This is a genomic window from Gilliamella sp. Nev3-1 (assembly GCF_001690435.1).
GTDB lineage: Bacteria > Pseudomonadota > Gammaproteobacteria > Enterobacterales > Orbaceae > Gilliamella > Gilliamella apicola_C.
In genome coordinates, this window is record NZ_LZHN01000040.1 from 15,549 (window position 1) to 32,802 (window position 17,254).

The window sequence follows — 17,254 nt, forward strand, 5'->3', positions numbered from 1 at the left end:
TATTGTAAATGCAATATTCCCTAGAATTATTTACTATAAATGATCAATATCTATAAATTAGAATATTGAAATTACATTAATTACCCCAATATATCATCTATTCATTTCGAATTAAGTTATTTAAGTAAAATAAGGAGCAAAACATGACAACAATTGTTAGTGTCCGTCGTGAGGGGCAAGTTGTTATCGGTGGTGATGGTCAAGTCACGTTAGGCGAACGTATTATTATGAAAGGTAATGCACGTAAAGTTCGTCGCTTATATAATAACAAGGTGATTGCGGGTTTTGCTGGTGGTACGGCTGATGCATTTACATTATTTGAACTATTTGAGCGAAAATTGGAGATGCACCAAGGTCATTTAACCAAAGCTGCTGTTGAGCTAGCTAAAGATTGGCGAACGGATAGGATGTTACGCAAATTAGAGGCATTGCTTGCTGTTGCTGATGAAAATGCATCTTTAATTATTACCGGTACTGGTGATGTTATCCAACCCGAAGACGATTTAATTGCCATTGGTTCTGGCGGTCCTTATGCACAAGCAGCTGCACGAGCATTACTTGATAATACCTCACTTTCTGCACACGATATTGTGCAAAAATCATTATCAATAGCGGGAGACATTTGTGTGTATACAAATAACTTCCAAACCATTGAAGAGCTCAATTACTAATCAACTGAATTAAAGAGAATATTATTATGTCTGAAATGACTCCTCGCGAAATTGTAAGCGAATTAAACCAACATATCATTGGCCAAGATAAAGCGAAACGTTCTGTAGCTATAGCACTACGTAATCGCTGGCGTCGTATGCAACTTGATGAAACATTACGTCATGAAGTTACACCTAAAAATATACTGATGATTGGACCAACAGGTGTTGGTAAAACTGAAATCGCAAGACGCCTTGCAAAATTGGCTCATGCACCTTTTATTAAAGTAGAGGCGACTAAATTTACAGAAGTTGGTTATGTGGGAAAAGAAGTTGATTCAATTATTCGAGATCTAACAGATTCTGCAGTAAAAATGATTCGCCAAGAAGCAATTGAACGCAATCGTCATAGAGCGGAAGAATTAGCCGAAGAACGCATTTTAGATGTGCTAGTGCCACCAGCTAAAGATGGTTGGGGGCAAGTTGAAGATAATAATGCTTCAACAGCAAGACAAGCTTTTCGCAAAAAATTACGTGAAGGCACACTTGATGATAAAGAAATTGAAATTGAAGTAGCTGGTGTTAATATTGGTGTTGAAATTATGGCGCCGCCAGGCATGGAAGAAATGACAAACCAATTACAGTCGATGTTTCAAAATTTAGGTGGACAAAAAACTAAACCACGAAAAATGAAAATAAAAGATGCCTTTAAACAGCTTATTGATGAAGAAGCCGCTAAGTTGGTTAATCCAGATGATCTTAAGCATGAGGCGATTGAAGCGGTTGAGCAGAACGGAATTGTCTTTATTGATGAAATAGATAAAGTTTGTAAGCGCGGTAACTCATCAGGACCAGATGTTTCACGTGAAGGCGTACAGCGTGATCTTTTACCATTAGTTGAAGGTTGTACAGTATCAACTAAACATGGCTCTGTTAAAACGGATCATATCTTATTTATTGCATCGGGCGCTTTTCAAACAGCAAACCCATCAGATCTAATTCCTGAATTACAAGGTAGATTGCCAATTAGAGTCGAGTTACAGGCACTAACAAGCGAAGATTTTGAACGTATTTTAACTGAACCAAATGCTTCACTTACGGTTCAATATAAAGCGCTAATGGCAACCGAAGGGGTTAATATCGATTTTACGCCAGATGGTATTCGTAAAATTGCAGAATCAGCATGGCAAGTGAATGAACAAAATGAAAATATTGGCGCACGTAGATTGCATACTGTATTAGAGCGTTTGATGGAAGAAGTTTCATTTGAGGCTAGTGAACTTGACGGACAAACAGTTACAATTGATGCTAAATATGTAAGCGATCATTTAGATAAACTGGTTGCAGATGAAGATCTGAGCAAGTTTATTTTATAAGTAGTTCGGCTTGAGTATCGAGTATAAAAAAGGTCAGTTTTATTCACCTTTTTTATTATTGGAGACTGTTCATAATTCTGTGTCAGTTTAATTCACAAAGAGATCACCTTATCAAGGCGATTAGGAAAAATATTATCAACGGTGACAATGCTAAATCCCAATTTTGAATTGGCATTGTTCCTTTTTTCTCCGCATTTTGCAACCCCAAATACAACAACTTGAGCAGGCTATTTTCATTTGGAAAACTGATTTTGGTCTTTGATAATTTGCGAAATTGCCGATGAATAGACTCAATAATATTCGTGGTATAAATCACCTTACGAATAGGCTCAGGATAGCAGAAATAAGTCGATAAATTATCCCATTTACGACGCCACGACTGGATGACTATTGGATATTTATCGCCCCATTTTTGCTCAAATTCATCTAAGGCATCAATTGCCGCATCACGAGACACCACCTTGTAAACAGGTTTTCAAATCACTCATAAAGGCTTTGCCATGTTTAAAGGCAATACACTTAATTAAATGACAAATTTGATGAATAACGCAAAGCTGAATCGCTGTTTGTGGTAAATGGTATTCATTGCTTCAGAAAAACCAACCCAGCCATCAACACAAACGATTAAGATGTCATTTAACCCTCTGTTTTGCAAATCGGTCAAAATAGATAACCCAAAATGCGTCACTTCGTTTTCAGATAAATAGAAACCTAATACCTCCTTTTTCCCTACTAAATTAAGGGCGAGTACGGTATAAACAGCCTGGCTATGATAAACCCCATTTTCTTTTACTTTATAATGGATTGCATCCATCCAAATAAACGGATAAATCGACTCTCGTGGCCGTTGCTGCCATCAACACAATTCGGGAATGAGTTTTATCTGTAATGGCGGTTAAGGTTGCAGGAGAAACACGAAAAGCATAAATCTCTTCAATATGCTGGCTAATACCTCAGGACAGGCTATGCTAATTAGTACCAGTTTTATAAGGTCATTGTAAATACCCCAAACTTAGTACACAACTCACGTAGAAAATCATGCTGCTTGTTTTAGTGTTTTATACTCAATCGGCGTCATGTTATTTAGTGCCTCATGCGGTCTTTCGGTGTTATAAATTGTTAACCATTCTTCAGTTATTCTCCTTGCTTGAGCTAAGTTGTTAAAAAGATATAAATCGAGTACTTCAGTACGATAGGTACGATTAAATCGTTCAATATAGCCATTTTGATAAGGGCTACCGGGCTGGATATAATCAATGGTTATACCATGTAATTTAGCCCAGTTGGTAAAGGTTTTTCCTGTAAATTCTGGCCCATTATCGACCCGTATTTTTAATGGATACCCATGATATTCGGCCAGTTTATCTAAGTAACGGGTAATCCTTCCTGCCGGTAAGCTTACTGCAATATCAATACCTAACGCCTAACGATTAAAGTCATCGATGACATTGAATGCCCTAAAGCGACGTTGATTACGACTACTGTCACTCATAAAATCCATTGACCAACATTCACCTTGTTTATTGGGGGCTAATAACCTTTCCGGGCATCGTGGAGGAATGCGTTTTTTACGCTTTACCCTGAGATTAAGCTTTAATTCACAATACACCCGATATACCCGTTTATGATTCCATTGATAGCCGAGCTTTCTGATACGATTAAAACATTTAGGAAAGCCCCAGCGTAAATGCCGGTCTGTGATAGCATTCAACACCGAAACAATCACCGAATCATCCTGTAACTTAGCTTGATAATAGTAAGCACAACGGCTTAAACCAACAATGGCACAACTCATAGCAATAGTAACTGAATGATTTTGTTGTAGTTGCTGTGCCCACGTTTTACGTGCCCCTGTTGGCACTAAAGCTTTTTTATGATTTCTTCCTGAAGCTGGGATTTTAAGCTCAGTTCGGCAAACATCTGCTTAAGCTTGCAGTTTTCAGCCTCCAGCTCCTTTAAGCGTTTAATATCCGACGTTTCCATACCGCCGTATTTTTCTCGCCACTTATAGAAAGTTGAATTGCCCATGCCCTATTTACGGCACAGTTCTTTAACAGGAATACCCGCTTCAGCTTCTTTTAAAATAGCTACGATTTGATGTTCAGTCATTTTTTTCATAATTAAATCCCCCTTTCTTTTATCATAGAGAATTTTCTACTTTTTTGCTGTACTATTTTAGGGGGTAGTTACATATGGAACAAAGCGACTACAGGCAGAGATTAGAAAGCAAGACATAATATTATCCAGGCGCCGAATTGGTCGAATCATGCAAGAAAAAGTTTGGTGTCAAAATATACCTGTAAAAAATATCGTGTTGATACAGAAAAAAGCAACGAATCAACAGTGAGTAATCAGCTTAATCGTGCGTTTACGGTAGGACAACAACGAAAAGTGTTTGTGACCGATTTAACTTATGTGAGAGTGAAACAACACTGGCATTACCTTTGTGTGATTATTGATGTAAGCAATCGAGAAATCGTGGGACGAAGTGCTGGAAAACATAAAAATGCTCAACTGGTTATGGATGCTATCAGCCAAATCCCTATTAACTTAAATTCAGTTGAGTTATTTCATTCAGATAGAGGAAAAGAATTTGATAATCATCTACTTGATGAATGTTTAAAGGAATTTGGCATTGAGCGTTCATTAAGCCATAAGGGATGCCCTTATGATAATGCTGTTGCTGAAGCAACATTTAAAGCGGTGAAAACTGAATTTGTGTCAAACACGATTTTTGATTCACTTGAACAACTCAGGTTGCAATTTAATCACTATGTGGATTGGTTTAATTACAACAGGCTTCATTCGTCTTTAAATTACCAGCCACCGATTGAATGTAAAAGGAATCTATGACATTATCTTTTTGGTACTAAAAAGTGTAGACATACCACAATACCCAATAATTCATATTGTTTAGTGATAACTTAATTTTCTGTTTTATAATAAGCTCCCTTTGTTAGGATTTTAATGATTACATCATCTAGAAATTATTTACATTTGACCAATAGGTAAGCTATTTTATGCGATGATCACATCAAAATGAACGGGGGAAAAGTGATCGGGATAACACTTGGTAAAATCGATTATATTTCATTACTAATTTTATTTTGTATTTTATATAACTTTACCCATCTAGATTTATGTTTAGAATTTAGAAAAATAAGATTAAAATAATTGGTTGGAATTGCTAGATGGCAATTGGTTTTGAAATAAATTATATTATTGTGCTAATTTAGCTTACTTGAATATTATACCTGCCAAATATTCAAGTAAGCCCAACAATAAATATTTATACTTAAATGTAATTCTACCTGAAACGTTTTGATAATTAACCTTTTGCTAAATAAAATTAGCCTAACTTTTATAATTATTAGCTATTTATGGTGTTAGTCGGATAATTGAATCGTGCATTATTTTGTTATAAAAGGTTTCATTCGTTTTTCAAAGTCTAACCAATCGTAATAACCATCACTATTAACAGAAGCATTGTTCAAATGTAGTTGATAATGTTGTGGTGGATTATTGGCATCAAGCGCTTGCCCGCTATGTAATTGTTCAAAGCTTTGATAAATATATTCGGCTTTAAAAAAGTATTTATCTGTAGGTAGATGACGAAAACGCTGTAAAGTGACCTTGCCACCAATAGGCGTTGTTTCAAATTGATTTGGTAGTTGATAGTCTTTAAAGTCTAATGCACCAAGTAATGCGGCAATAGTGCTATCATGACCAACAAGTAGGTTTACTTTATTATCTCGTTGTATTAGATCACTTATCATATTGACAATGAGCGTAGCAGAATGTTTAGCAAGCGTTTTAGACTGGAAAACTAAACGAATATATTGATTACGAATAGTGATAATTTGTTGCCACTGTTCTTGGCTAGTTAGTCTTCCCCATGCAATTTGTTCTTTTGGAAAGGCTGAATAGTATTGTAATAAAAACGCATCAACGACCGAAGTTCCTATTGCAAGTGGCCCAAGTAGCGCTGGTTCTTCATGTTTTTTGAAATAGAGTTGTGATGGGATTTTAGCTAAATTACATTGATATTCGGCATATAACTTTGAGTGTTTATAATCTAAAATATCGGAAAGGATTTGATAAGCAGGGGCTAGATTTTCAAAGATGTTGGTGGCTTTGTTGGCTTCTTTAATATCATGCAATACTGCATATTTAAATTCTGGCGAATCATCTCGCAAACTAGGATCGAAAATCGGATCCATATTTTCAATAGAATATTTGTGATGAATAGGAATATCATACCCAGCAAAGGCGCCAATTGTCAGGAATTGAGCGGTTGCAACTGTTCTTTGCAGGCTGTTAGCATACACAAATAATTTGGTATCGGTTTTTGATAATTTTATATTGTGTTTTTTTCAAGCCAAGTTGATAAATAGTGGCCAAAATAGGCTTCTAACACGCCACCTCGTGTTGTTAAATAACCATATGGATGGTTCCATTTTGGCCATTTAAAAGGCGTTGCTTTTTCTAAAAACTGTAAAGTATTGTGTAATGGAGTACGAATACCGTGGCGACTAATTATAACGACTTTATCTAGCTGATAATGATTATTATTCATTTGATGATCCATCCTTGTTTATGCAAATAATTTAAAACAAAATCGCGTTGCTCGTTGTTTATTGTATTCACAATTTTATTGCTCCAACCGCCAGCTTTTTGATTAGTACTACGAGTTTTATAGTAATCATCCATTTGAACATCATATTTTGCCAAAATTTCCCTATCAATGGGGCGATAATGGTTCTCAAAAAAGACTAGATCTTGTGGTAATCTTGGTTTTATTTCTGGATTATCATCTGGATAGCCAAGGCAAAGTCCAAAAAGTGGAAGGACGTATTTGGGCAAGTCAAGTAATTGAGTAACTTTATCAAGGCTGTTGCGCAATCCGCCAATGTATACAGCGCCTAATCCTAAGGATTCAGCAGCAATCACTGCATTTTGTGCCATAATAGCAGTATCAACACAGCCCAATAATAGCTGCTCAGCTTTCCCTAGGCTTAGTTGTGGATCAATTTGATAATGCCGATTAAAATCGGCACAAAACACCCAAAATTCAGGGGCTTGGTTAACATATTTTTGGCCACCAGCATAATAAGCTAGTTTTTCACGCTTATTGGGGTCAGTAATACGAATAATTGTCGAACATTGAATAAAATTAGAGCTAGAAGCCGACTGAGCTGATCTAACAATTGACGTTATTTGCTCTTGAGTTAAATCTATTGATTTATAAGCACGAATAGAGCGATGCTGACAAAGTAGGTTGATCGTTTCATTTTGCATAGTGGCTCCTTTACATAATTATTTGTTTACAAATTGGAGATCCCAAACGCCGTGACCTAAATTTTGGCCTCGTTTTTCGAATTTAGTAATCGGTCTATCATCAGGCCTCGGAATGTAGTTGCTGCTTGGTGATAAGTTTTCAAAACCTTCTGCCTGATTTAAAACATCTAACATATGTTCTGCATAATGTTGCCAATCAGTTGCTAAGTGCAAAATACCGCCCAATTTTAATTTTTGGCGAACTAATTGTACAAATTTAGGCTGAATAATACGACGTTTGTTATGTCTTGCTTTATGCCATGGATCAGGGAAAAAGATTTGTACTTTGTCTAGTGAATGATTAGGGATCATATTTTCTAATACTTCAACAGCGTCATGGCACATCACTTTTAAGTTTGATAATTGGTTTTCTTCAATAGCCATTAAACAAGCACCTACCCCAGGCTTGTGTACTTCGATGCCTAAAAAATTTTTATTAGGTGCATTTTTGGCCATTTCAATTAATGAAGCCCCCATACCAAATCCAATTTCCAAAACGGCTGGTTTGCCAGTAGCAAAATAAATAGGTGAATTTGCATCATACTCAATCCCAAAAATAGGCCATAAATTGTTTAGTGCTTGTTCTTGCCCTTTCGTTAAACGACCTTGTCGTAAAACAAAACTACGAATGGTTCTTTTAGATTTGATATTTTCGTTATCTGAGTTTAATTGTTCGTTCATCACAGTATCTACTTAGGTTATGAAATTTATTAAAGCTAATTGATAGTTTGCTTGCTAGTTTACTCGATTTTTTCCTCACAGCAAAAGTATCTTACAGTTGAATTTTTTAATGAATGATTTATAAAAACTTATCAAATATTTTTATATTGTGGTTGAGCATGATAGATAAATGATTATATAATTATAGCCCCGATTTAACCGATTACGATTAAGTAATCATCAATACATGCTTGAGGATTTCTCGTGCCTGATATGAAGCTTTTTGCTGGTAATGCCACACCCGAACTAGCAAAGCGTATAGCTAATCGCCTTTATACTTCACTTGGTGACATTGTGGTAAGCCGTTTTAGTGATGGTGAAGTTAATGTCCAAATCAATGAAAATGTCCGTGGTGAAGATGTTTTTATTATTCAATCAACTTGTGCTCCTACCAATGACAATTTAATGGAATTACTAGTCATGATCGACGCTATGCGACGTGCATCAGCGGGTCGTATTACTGCTGTTATTCCTTATTTTGGTTATGCAAGGCAAGATCGCCGAGTTCGTTCAGCTCGTGTACCTATTACCGCTAAAGTTGTTGCTGATTTTTTATCCACCGTTGGTGTTGATAGGGTTTTAACCGTTGATCTTCATGCAGAACAAATTCAGGGTTTTTTTGATGTACCTGTCGATAACGTATTTGGTAGCCCTGTGATTTTAGAAGATATGTTGCAACGTGAGTTTGAGCGCCCAATCGTGGTTTCACCTGATATTGGCGGTGTGGTGCGTGCTCGCGCGATAGCTAAACTGCTTAATGATACCGATATGGCGATTATTGATAAACGCCGCCAACGTGCAAATGAAGCTGAAGTGATGAATATTATTGGTGATGTTGCGGATAGAGATTGTATCTTAGTCGATGATATGATTGATACAGCAGGAACACTTTGTAAAGCAGCCGACGCTTTAAAAGCACGAGGAGCAAAAAGAGTGTTTGCTTATGCAACGCATCCAATTTTTTCAGGTAAAGCAGTGAGTAACATTAAAAGCTGTGCTATTGATGAAATTGTTGTTTGCGACACAATTCCATTAACGGCTGAAGTAAAAGCATTGAAAAATGTTCGCCAATTAACATTATCAGGTATGCTTGCTGAAGCAATTCGTCGAATCAGTAATGAAGAATCGATCTCAGCTATGTTTCATCAATAATCTATTTTATCATTGAGTTAAATGCCCCTTTTGGGGCATTTTTCACAATAAAATCAGTGACAATAAAAATATTATGACAACAATAAAACTGATAGTAGGACTTGCCAATCCCGGCAATGAATATGCAACAACAAGGCACAACGCAGGCGCATGGTTTGTTGAACGATTGGCTCAGCGTTATAATCAATCATTAAAAAATGAACCAAAATTTTTTGGTTACACATCACGAATCAATATTTCAGGTCATGATGTACGTTTATTAGTTCCAATTACTTTCATGAATTTAAGTGGTAAAGCTGTTCAAGCTATGGCGACGTTTTACCAAATAAAGCCAGAAGAGATCTTAGTTGCACATGATGAACTCGACTTAAATCCCGGAATAGCTAAACTTAAGTTTGGCGGTAGTCATGGTGGGCATAATGGGCTAAAAGATATTGCTAATAAATTAGGTAATAATTTAAATTTTTATCGGTTAAGAATTGGTATTGGACATCCTGGCGATAAAAATAAAGTTGTTGGTTACGTTCTTAACCCCCCCTCTAAACCAGAGCAAGCGTTAATTGATCAAGCTATTGATGAATCAGTGCGCTGTACTGAGATTATATTATCACAGGGGATTGATGCTGCGATGAACCAATTACACGCTTTTAAGGCAATTTGTTGATTTAGCGCGAAAGGGTACAATAACTAATTGACTATTATAAAAAATCCACCCAATATTGGGTGGATTGCTATTATTTTAAGATGGGAAAATCAAGAAAATAAATGAGTAATATTGCCACCTTTCTCTGCAATTTTCTTCATAACTTCTTTAATTAACCAAGTATTCATTGCTGCTGTATCATCAGTGCTACCGGTATAATTCAGCTCTTGCGCTAATTTTTTACGCGCATCTAAACTACTATCTATGCCTAACAATTTCAACAAGTCAACAATAGATGTTTTCCAGTTAAGCGCTTCAGGGTGTTTTTTAGCTAAATTATCAAGAATAGACGTAACATCAACATTTGATGCTGATGTGCTCTGCTCTGTCTTTTCCTTAACCTGTTCAGTACCTTTTGATACCGTATCTTTAACAGAGCCAGTTATATCTCCGACTTTATCTTTTACTGCCTCAACAGCATGATCTACTGTTGCTTGAGCACTAGGAAACACTTTAGAAAAAATATTATTTAAGATACCCATATTACACCTCTTAATTTTAAACTGCTTATAAAAAACTGCTTAATGATATAGATGTAGAAAATATCGTAATTAATATAACGCTTAAAGGGATAGAATGTCAAAATAGTTATGCTTTAATAGCATTTTATGTATTACGATAAAGTGTTTGCCAAGATATAAAACAATTATTTAGATTTTTAAATTATTTTATATCAAAAAAATGCCCTTAAAAGGGCATTAGAATTGTTAGGATTTTGATTAATTATAATTTAGTTCAACTAGTTAAAAAAAGCTCGAAGGATAGCATACTCAACACCACGAATTTCGGCTAGACCTCGTAAACGGCCTATAGCTGAATAGCCTGGATTTGTCTTTTTCTTCAGATCATCCAACATTTGATGTCCATGATCTGGACGAACAGGGATTGAGCGTTTGATTCCTGCTTTTTTACGTCTCTGTTCTTCTGTAATGAGCGCCTTTATTACGGCATACATGTCAACATCACCAGCTAAATGATCGCCTTCATGAAAAGATAATGGGTTTTCTTCTCTAACTGTTGCTCGCAAATGAATAAAATGAACACGGTCAGCAAATTTTTTAGCCATTATTGCCAAATCATTATCGCTACGAACTCCATAAGAACCAGTACAAAAACAAAAACCATTATGTATGCTGTCAACAGTTTCTTTTATCCACTGCATATCTTCAATTGTTGATACTATTCGCGGTAACCCTAGAATTGGTCGCGGGGGATCATCTGGGTGAACAGTTAAGACAATACCAACTTCTTCTGCAACGGGTACAATAGCTTTTAAAAAAAGGGCATAATTTTCACGTAACTTAACTTTATCAATCCCATCATAAGTTGCAAGATGCGCCCTAAACTGATCAAGTGAATAGCCTTCTTCTGCGCCAGGTAAACCGGCAATGATGTTTGCAATAAGTTTATCTTTATCGGCTTGAGTCATTTTTTCAAAATAAGATTTAGCTAAAACAGTATCTTCTTTTGAGTAATCTTTTTCTGCATTAGGTCTTTGTAGTATATAGATATCGAATGCTGCAAATGCCACTTGATCAAAACGCAAGGCCTTTGAGCCATCAGGTAACTCGTAAGCAAGATCTGTACGGGTCCAATCTAAAACGGGCATAAAATTATAACAAACAGTATCAATACCACACGTAGCTAAATTCCGAATAGATTGTTTGTAATTTTCAATATGCTGCAAAACGTTTCCTGTGTGGGTTTTTATTTCTTCATGAACAGGAATACTTTCTACAACAGACCATGTTAATCCTTTATCTTCAATAATATTTTTTCGTTTTTGAATTTCTTCAATGGTCCAAACTTCTCCATTGGGAATATGGTGTAAAGCTGTAACAATTCCAGTTGCTCCAGCTTGTTTAATATCATCTAATGATACTGGGTCATTTGGTCCAAACCAACGCATCGTTTGTTCCATATAAATCTCCTTCACGATTTCATTTTGTTATTTCTAAAATAATAAAGATCTATAAACAATGCTGATTATTATTACCTATTGATTAACAATGTTAACCGGAATTGAGTCAAATAAATAACCATCAAAATTTGGATCTTCGCTATCCGAAACTGCCATTAATGTTTGTTTAACATTTTCTAAATGTTGCCACATAGCATGACGTGCGGCCATTGCATCTTTTACCTGTAAGGTTTGTAAAATTTTTTCATGATCATAAAGCCATTTTTTTCGATAACTATGATCAGTAATTCGGCTGTGTAGTTGCCCCCACATTTTGCTAGCGGTACGTTTTTGCCATAAATCATCTAACAAATTTTCAAGTATTGAATTTTTGGTTGCTCTTGCTATTGCAATATGAAACATTTCATCTGCACTGTAATCATCTAAAATACCTTGTTCTAAAATTTTTCGCTCTTGCTCTAAGATAGCTCTTAACTCAATAATATCGGATTTTACAATTTGAGATGCGGCAAAAGCGGCGATATTACTTTCAATTAATTGCCTAGCTTGTAATAGTTCAAAAGGACCAAAATCTTCTTCTTCAATCTTTTTATCTGTTTCTGATAATATTTCATTTGGTAAACCAATTACATATACGCCAGAACCTTTTTTTACTGTGACTAGATTTTCGAGTTCTAGCATAATTAGTGCTTCTCTCACTACGGTTCTACTTACATTAAAGGCTTCTGCAATATCTCTTTCAGGCGGTAATCTCTCACCAATTTTATAGGTGCCATTTTTTAATAATGATTTCAGCTCATTACCAATTTTTTGGTACAGCCGATTAACCATGAACATTATTATAATCCTTTATTTTTACGTTTATTTTGAGCAATTATACGCTAATTATTACAAGTATTAGAAGTCAATTATGGGATAAATACATTTAATTTCATAATTGGAATGCCAATATGGTTTTATATTATAGATTTTTTTGAGCATTATATATTAAATAAACCAAAAAAAGCGATATAGATCACAAAAAAGAAAAAATTGGGATGAAAAGTTTGCCAACAAATGAAAATATATCTAATCAATAAAGTAGTTAAACAGATAATCACGGTGAATAAAATGTTAAATTTATTAAATCTTCCTAAATCAATCCAATATAAACCTTTATATGACCGGGAAAAAATAACCTCACGAATTGTCCATTTGGGATTCGGTGCTTTTCACCGTGCTCATCAAGCGTTATTGACCGATCGTTTACTTAACAAGGGAAACTGTGACTGGGGTATTTGTGAAGTTAATATTGTTGGTGGTAAAGAATTAATTCATGAAATTCGTAAACAAGATCATTTGTATACTGTGTTAGAAAAAGGTGCAACATCAAAAGAAGCATTTATTATTGGCAGCGTAACAGAATCATTGTTAGCACCAACAGATGGAATAGATGCAATTTTAGAAAAAATGGCTGATCCAGTTGTTGAAATTGTTTCATTAACAGTAACAGAAAAGGGGTATTGCATGTTACCTAGTGGAGCAGGATTAGATTTGAATAATACATTAATTAAAGCTGACTTAGCGAATCCAACAAAGCCTATGTCAGCCCCTGGTGTTATTGTAGAGGCACTTTATAGAAGAATGCAACGAGGATTAAAATCCTTTACTGCTTTATCATGCGATAATATTCCTGAAAATGGATTAGCTTTAAAAAAAGCAATATTAGGATTAGCTAACGCTCGAGATCCACAATTAGCAAATTGGATTGAGTCTAATACAACATTCCCATGTACTATGGTTGACCGTATTGTCCCTGCCGCAACATCCGAAACATTAATTGAAATTGAAGATACATTAGGCGGTATGTTTGATCCATGTGGTATTGCTTGTGAACCTTTTATTCAGTGGATTATAGAAGATAATTTTGTGACTAACCGTCCTAATTGGAATGAAGTCGGTGCTGAATTCGTTGATAATGTTGTTCCATATGAAGAGATGAAACTTCGTATGTTAAATGGTAGCCATTCTTTTCTAGCCTACTTAGGCTATTTGGCTGGTTACGAGCACATTAATGATTGTATGAATGATGTTAATTATAAAAAAGCAACTTTAACATTGATGATGCAACAACAAGCACCAACACTTCACGTCCCTAGTCATGTTAATTTGCAAGAATATGCAAACAAACTTATTGAGCGTTTTAGTAATCCATCGTTAAAACATAAAACATGGCAAATTGCGATGGACGGTACTCAAAAATTGCCTCAAAGAATGTTGGATTCAATCCGTTGGCATATCAAAAATGGTTCAGATTTTTCATTGCTAGCTTTAGGGGTTGCAAGTTGGATGCGCTATGTCGGCGGCATTGATGATAATAACCAGTCAATAGATTTACGAGATCCAATGAGTGAGCAACTACAAACTATTACTAAAGCGAGTACTGATGGAGTTGAACGAGTAAATGCTTTATTACGTTTAAAGGCTGTCTTTGGTTTAGATTTGCCGAATAATGAATTATTTAAAGAAAAAGTGACAATACATTACCTTTCTTTAATGAAATATGGGGCAAAACAAACTGTCAGCAATTTATCAAACTAAGGGTGGATTAAATATAATGAAAAATTTTTTGGATGAAAACTTTTTATTACTAACTGAAACGGCACAAAGACTCTATTTTGATTATGCAGCAGATCAACCGATATATGATTATCATTGTCATTTACCGCCAAAAGATATTGCGGAAAATAAAAACTTCTGTAATTTAGCAGAGATTTGGCTTGCTGGTGATCATTATAAATGGAGAGTACTTCGTACCGCCGGTGTAGATGAGAAATTTATTACTGGTAATGCATCAGATTACGAAAAATATTTAGCTTGGGCAAAAGTGGTTCCTTTAACATTGGGCAATCCAATTTATCATTGGACTCATTTAGAGTTACGGCGTCCGTTTGGTATAAAAAACATTCTTTTTAATGAAAAAACAGCTGAAAGAATTTGGCTTCAGGCTAATGAACAATTAGCTACAAAAGAATTTTCGACAAAAGGTATTTTGAAACAAATGAATATTAGGGCAGTAGGGACTACTGATGATCCAATTGATTCACTTCAATACCATAAACAAATAAGCTTGGATGATTCCTTTGAAACTAAAGTAAGACCTAGTTGGCGACCTGATAAAGTATTTAAAATTGAATTATCTGGATTTTCTGACTATATTTCTCAATTAGGTCAGGTTTGTGATATTGAAATAAATACTTTTTCAGAGCTGCTTACTGCGTTATTAAAAAGGCTTGATCACTTTGAACAGCATGGCTGTGAAGCATCAGATCATGGTATTGAGATATTACGCTACGCAGATATCCCTTCAGAACAACAACTCAATTTAATACTCAAAAAACGTCTAAATAATCAATCTTTATCTGAATTAGAAATAGCACAATTCAGTACAGCAGTTCTTGTTTGGTTAGGTAAACAATATCATAAACGTAATTGGGTTATGCAATTACACTTAGGTGCTTTACGCAATAATAATCAACGGATGTTTAAATTGCTGGGTCCAGATGCAGGATTTGATTCAATTGGCGATAGACCAATCGCTGAACCTTTATCTTCATTATTGGGAACTTTAGATCTGACCGATGAGTTACCTAAAACAATACTATATTGCTTAAATCCTAGAGATAACGAAGTCTTAGCTACAATGGCTGGTAATTTCCAAGGTTCTGGTATCGCTGGCAAAATTCAATTTGGATCAGGGTGGTGGTTCAATGACCAAAAAGATGGCATGGAGCGTCAACTTATGCAGCTTTCACAAATGGGATTATTAAGCCAATTTGTTGGAATGTTAACTGACTCACGTAGTTTTCTCTCATTTACAAGACATGAGTATTTTAGAAGAATTTTGTGCAATATGGTTGGAAATTGGATCGAAAATGGTGAAATTCCTGCTGATTTTAATTTGGTAGGAAATATGATCAAAGATATTTGCTTCAATAATGCTAATTCTTACTTTTCTAAATAGTAACAATAATTAAAGTTTACATGGAATAATAAGGAGTAATAATGAAAATAGTACAAAAATTTAGGTGGAGCATGATATTACTTATTTGTGCAATTACCATCATTAATTACCTTGACAGAACAGCATTGGGTGTTGCTGCCCCTACTATTTTAGAAACAACAGGCATTACTAAAGAACAATATTCTTGGGTAGTAAGTGCCTTCCAGTTGGCTTATACAATTGGTCAACCAATTATGGGATTTTTTATTGATACTATTGGATTAAGGCTAGGCTTTGCTATTTGTGCTATTGTGTGGGGATTTGCAACTATGGGGCATGCATTAACTGGTACATGGCAAGGTTTAGCTTTTATGAGAGGGATAATGGGTTTCAGTGAAGCCTCAGCAATACCCGCCGGTATAAAAACAGCATCGATATGGTTTCCCGCAAAAGAACGAGGTATTGCTTCAGGCATATTTAATATGGGGACTTCATTTGGTGCAATGTTAGCTCCACCTTTAATTGCATGGTGTATTTTATTTCAAGGTTGGCAATTTGCTTTTGTTGTTTCTGGCTCTTTAGCATTGATTGCAGCACTTGCCTGGTTTACTTTTTATCGAGATCCTAAAGATTCTAAAATGCTATCGGCTGAAGAACGTGCATATATTGAGGCTGGTCAAGAGAAATATTTAGATATTGATAAAAAAGAAAAAGTTTCTATTTCATCAATTCTTTCTCAACGAAACTTTTGGGGAATTGGTATTGCACGTTTTCTTGCCGATCCTGCTTGGGGGACTATTAACTTTTGGGTACCAATATTTTTTGTTGAAACACTACACTTTAGCCTAAAAGAAATTGCTATGTTTGTTTGGTTACCTTTTTTAATGGCAGATTTAGGATGTTTAGCTAGTGGATTTGTAGCTAAATTTTTAAATGACAGAGGTTTTTCGTTAATTAGATCAAGATTAATTACTTTTTCTATAGGCGCTGTAATTATGATGACAATTGGTTTTGTAAGTGTTGTTCAAAACCCTTATTTAGCCGTGTTCTTAATTAGTTTAGGTGGTTTTTCTCATCAATTACTCTCGACCGTAGCATCAACACTTGGTGGTGATTTGTTCAAAAAAAATCAGGTCGCAACAGCCGTTGGAATGGCTGGAGCGTGTGCATGGACAGGTCAGCTAATTTTTAATCTATTTATTGGTGCTTTTGTTAACATAATTGGGTTTGGTCCTTTCTTTGTTGCATTAGCATTTTTTGATGTTATTGGTGCTATTGTTTTATGGGCTTTTATTAGAGAAAATAAGTCAAATAAGCAAAGTTAACATTAATAATTAGCTTTTATTTTTATAATAACTGGCAGATATTAATAGTATTTGCCAATTTTTTATTTTGTTCTTTTAATTTTTAGTT

At 35.2% G+C, this 17,254-nt stretch carries 15 protein-coding genes and 2 pseudogenes; 8 read left to right on the forward strand and 9 right to left on the reverse strand.

Translation table 11 applies throughout. The annotated features are described in order from the left end of the window. Window positions 1-143 precede the first annotated feature (143 nt). Window positions 144-671, forward strand: coding sequence for an ATP-dependent protease subunit HslV (gene hslV, locus A9G40_RS06475; protein ID WP_065582380.1), 528 nt, complete (start codon window positions 144-146; stop codon window positions 669-671). 26 nt (window positions 672-697) lie between these two features. After that, on the forward strand, window positions 698-2,026 hold the full coding sequence (gene hslU, locus A9G40_RS06480) for an HslU--HslV peptidase ATPase subunit (protein WP_065582381.1): 1,329 nt from the start codon (window positions 698-700) through the stop codon (window positions 2,024-2,026). A gap of 103 nt (window positions 2,027-2,129) precedes the next feature. On the opposite strand, the pseudogene A9G40_RS15455 reads toward hslU, so the two are convergent. Together A9G40_RS15455 and A9G40_RS06490 are read right to left on the reverse strand one after the other, a co-directional pair. Continuing rightward, window positions 2,130-2,840: pseudogene (locus A9G40_RS15455) on the reverse strand (IS256 family transposase). 222 nt (window positions 2,841-3,062) lie between these two features. Continuing rightward, window positions 3,063-4,144: pseudogene (locus tag A9G40_RS06490) on the reverse strand (IS3 family transposase). A 165-nt stretch (window positions 4,145-4,309) separates the two neighbouring features. Here A9G40_RS06490 and A9G40_RS06500 point away from each other — a divergent pair. Beyond that, window positions 4,310-4,879 (forward strand): IS3 family transposase, encoded by a 570-nt coding sequence (locus tag A9G40_RS06500; RefSeq protein WP_065582382.1) that lies wholly within the window; start codon window positions 4,310-4,312, stop codon window positions 4,877-4,879. A 557-nt stretch (window positions 4,880-5,436) separates the two neighbouring features. Here A9G40_RS06500 and A9G40_RS06505 read toward each other — a convergent pair. The 4 genes from A9G40_RS06505 to trmB are packed head-to-tail and all read right to left on the reverse strand — an operon-like array spanning window position 5,437 to window position 8,047. Next, window positions 5,437-6,387 (reverse strand): histidine-type phosphatase, encoded by a 951-nt coding sequence (locus A9G40_RS06505; protein ID WP_141675210.1) that lies wholly within the window; start codon window positions 6,385-6,387, stop codon window positions 5,437-5,439. Next, on the reverse strand, window positions 6,384-6,602 hold the full coding sequence (locus A9G40_RS06510) for a histidine-type phosphatase (protein WP_065582384.1): 219 nt from the start codon (window positions 6,600-6,602) through the stop codon (window positions 6,384-6,386). The genes A9G40_RS06505 and A9G40_RS06510 overlap by 4 nt, the downstream gene beginning before the upstream one ends. After that, a complete protein-coding gene (gene nfsA / locus A9G40_RS06515) occupies window positions 6,599-7,324 on the reverse strand; it encodes an oxygen-insensitive NADPH nitroreductase (RefSeq protein ID WP_065582385.1) in 726 nt (241 codons plus the stop codon). Before nfsA ends, A9G40_RS06510 begins: the two co-directional genes overlap by 4 nt. Before the next feature lie 18 nt (window positions 7,325-7,342). Then, entirely contained in the window at window positions 7,343-8,047 is a 705-nt protein-coding gene (gene trmB, locus A9G40_RS06520) for a tRNA (guanosine(46)-N7)-methyltransferase TrmB (protein ID WP_065582386.1), read from the reverse strand. A gap of 240 nt (window positions 8,048-8,287) precedes the next feature. Between trmB and A9G40_RS06525 the strand changes: the two genes are divergently transcribed. Together A9G40_RS06525 and pth are read left to right on the forward strand one after the other, a co-directional pair. Then, window positions 8,288-9,235, forward strand: a complete 948-nt coding sequence (locus A9G40_RS06525; RefSeq protein ID WP_065582387.1) for a ribose-phosphate pyrophosphokinase — start codon at window positions 8,288-8,290, stop codon at window positions 9,233-9,235. A gap of 73 nt (window positions 9,236-9,308) precedes the next feature. Then, a complete protein-coding gene (gene pth, locus A9G40_RS06530; protein ID WP_065582388.1) occupies window positions 9,309-9,899 on the forward strand; it encodes an aminoacyl-tRNA hydrolase in 591 nt (196 codons plus the stop codon). Window positions 9,900-9,988: 89 nt separating this feature from the next. Here the strand turns inward: pth and A9G40_RS06535 are convergent, their stop codons facing one another. The 3 genes from A9G40_RS06535 to A9G40_RS06545 all read right to left on the reverse strand — a co-directional run bounded on the left by A9G40_RS06535 (window position 9,989) and on the right by A9G40_RS06545 (window position 12,696). Next, window positions 9,989-10,420, reverse strand: a complete 432-nt coding sequence (locus tag A9G40_RS06535) for a DUF3597 domain-containing protein (RefSeq protein ID WP_065567627.1) — start codon at window positions 10,418-10,420, stop codon at window positions 9,989-9,991. 257 nt (window positions 10,421-10,677) lie between these two features. Then, the gene (gene uxuA / locus A9G40_RS06540) at window positions 10,678-11,859 is read right to left on the reverse strand and encodes a mannonate dehydratase (RefSeq protein WP_065582389.1); all 1,182 of its coding nucleotides are present in this window, start codon (window positions 11,857-11,859) and stop codon (window positions 10,678-10,680) included. 75 nt (window positions 11,860-11,934) lie between these two features. Further along, entirely contained in the window at window positions 11,935-12,696 is a 762-nt protein-coding gene (locus A9G40_RS06545; RefSeq protein WP_065582390.1) for a GntR family transcriptional regulator, read from the reverse strand. A gap of 273 nt (window positions 12,697-12,969) precedes the next feature. Here A9G40_RS06545 and A9G40_RS06550 point away from each other — a divergent pair, with 273 nt between their 5' ends. From A9G40_RS06550 to A9G40_RS06560, 3 genes are read left to right on the forward strand one after another with little or no spacing between them, the layout of a single operon-like run. Further along, a complete protein-coding gene (locus A9G40_RS06550) occupies window positions 12,970-14,439 on the forward strand; it encodes a mannitol dehydrogenase family protein (RefSeq protein WP_065582391.1) in 1,470 nt (489 codons plus the stop codon). Between the two features lie 16 nt (window positions 14,440-14,455). Then, window positions 14,456-15,862, forward strand: coding sequence for a glucuronate isomerase (uxaC, locus tag A9G40_RS06555; protein WP_065582474.1), 1,407 nt, complete (start codon window positions 14,456-14,458; stop codon window positions 15,860-15,862). 41 nt (window positions 15,863-15,903) lie between these two features. Beyond that, window positions 15,904-17,166, forward strand: a complete 1,263-nt coding sequence (locus tag A9G40_RS06560) for an MFS transporter (protein ID WP_065582392.1) — start codon at window positions 15,904-15,906, stop codon at window positions 17,164-17,166. The last annotated feature ends 88 nt before the right edge of the window (window positions 17,167-17,254 follow it).

Coding starts and splice junctions, on each gene's coding strand:
- hslV (WP_065582380.1), top strand. CDS start 144: ATGACAACAATTGTTAGTGTCCGTCGTGAGGGGCAAGTTGTTATCGGT.
- hslU (WP_065582381.1), top strand. CDS start 698: ATGTCTGAAATGACTCCTCGCGAAATTGTAAGCGAATTAAACCAACAT.
- A9G40_RS06510 (WP_065582384.1), bottom strand. CDS start 6,602: ATGAATAATAATCATTATCAGCTAGATAAAGTCGTTATAATTAGTCGC.
- nfsA (WP_065582385.1), bottom strand. CDS start 7,324: ATGCAAAATGAAACGATCAACCTACTTTGTCAGCATCGCTCTATTCGT.
- pth (WP_065582388.1), top strand. CDS start 9,309: ATGACAACAATAAAACTGATAGTAGGACTTGCCAATCCCGGCAATGAA.
- A9G40_RS06535 (WP_065567627.1), bottom strand. CDS start 10,420: ATGGGTATCTTAAATAATATTTTTTCTAAAGTGTTTCCTAGTGCTCAA.
- uxuA (WP_065582389.1), bottom strand. CDS start 11,859: ATGGAACAAACGATGCGTTGGTTTGGACCAAATGACCCAGTATCATTA.
- A9G40_RS06545 (WP_065582390.1), bottom strand. CDS start 12,696: ATGTTCATGGTTAATCGGCTGTACCAAAAAATTGGTAATGAGCTGAAA.
- A9G40_RS06550 (WP_065582391.1), top strand. CDS start 12,970: ATGTTAAATTTATTAAATCTTCCTAAATCAATCCAATATAAACCTTTA.
- uxaC (WP_065582474.1), top strand. CDS start 14,456: ATGAAAAATTTTTTGGATGAAAACTTTTTATTACTAACTGAAACGGCA.
- A9G40_RS06560 (WP_065582392.1), top strand. CDS start 15,904: ATGAAAATAGTACAAAAATTTAGGTGGAGCATGATATTACTTATTTGT.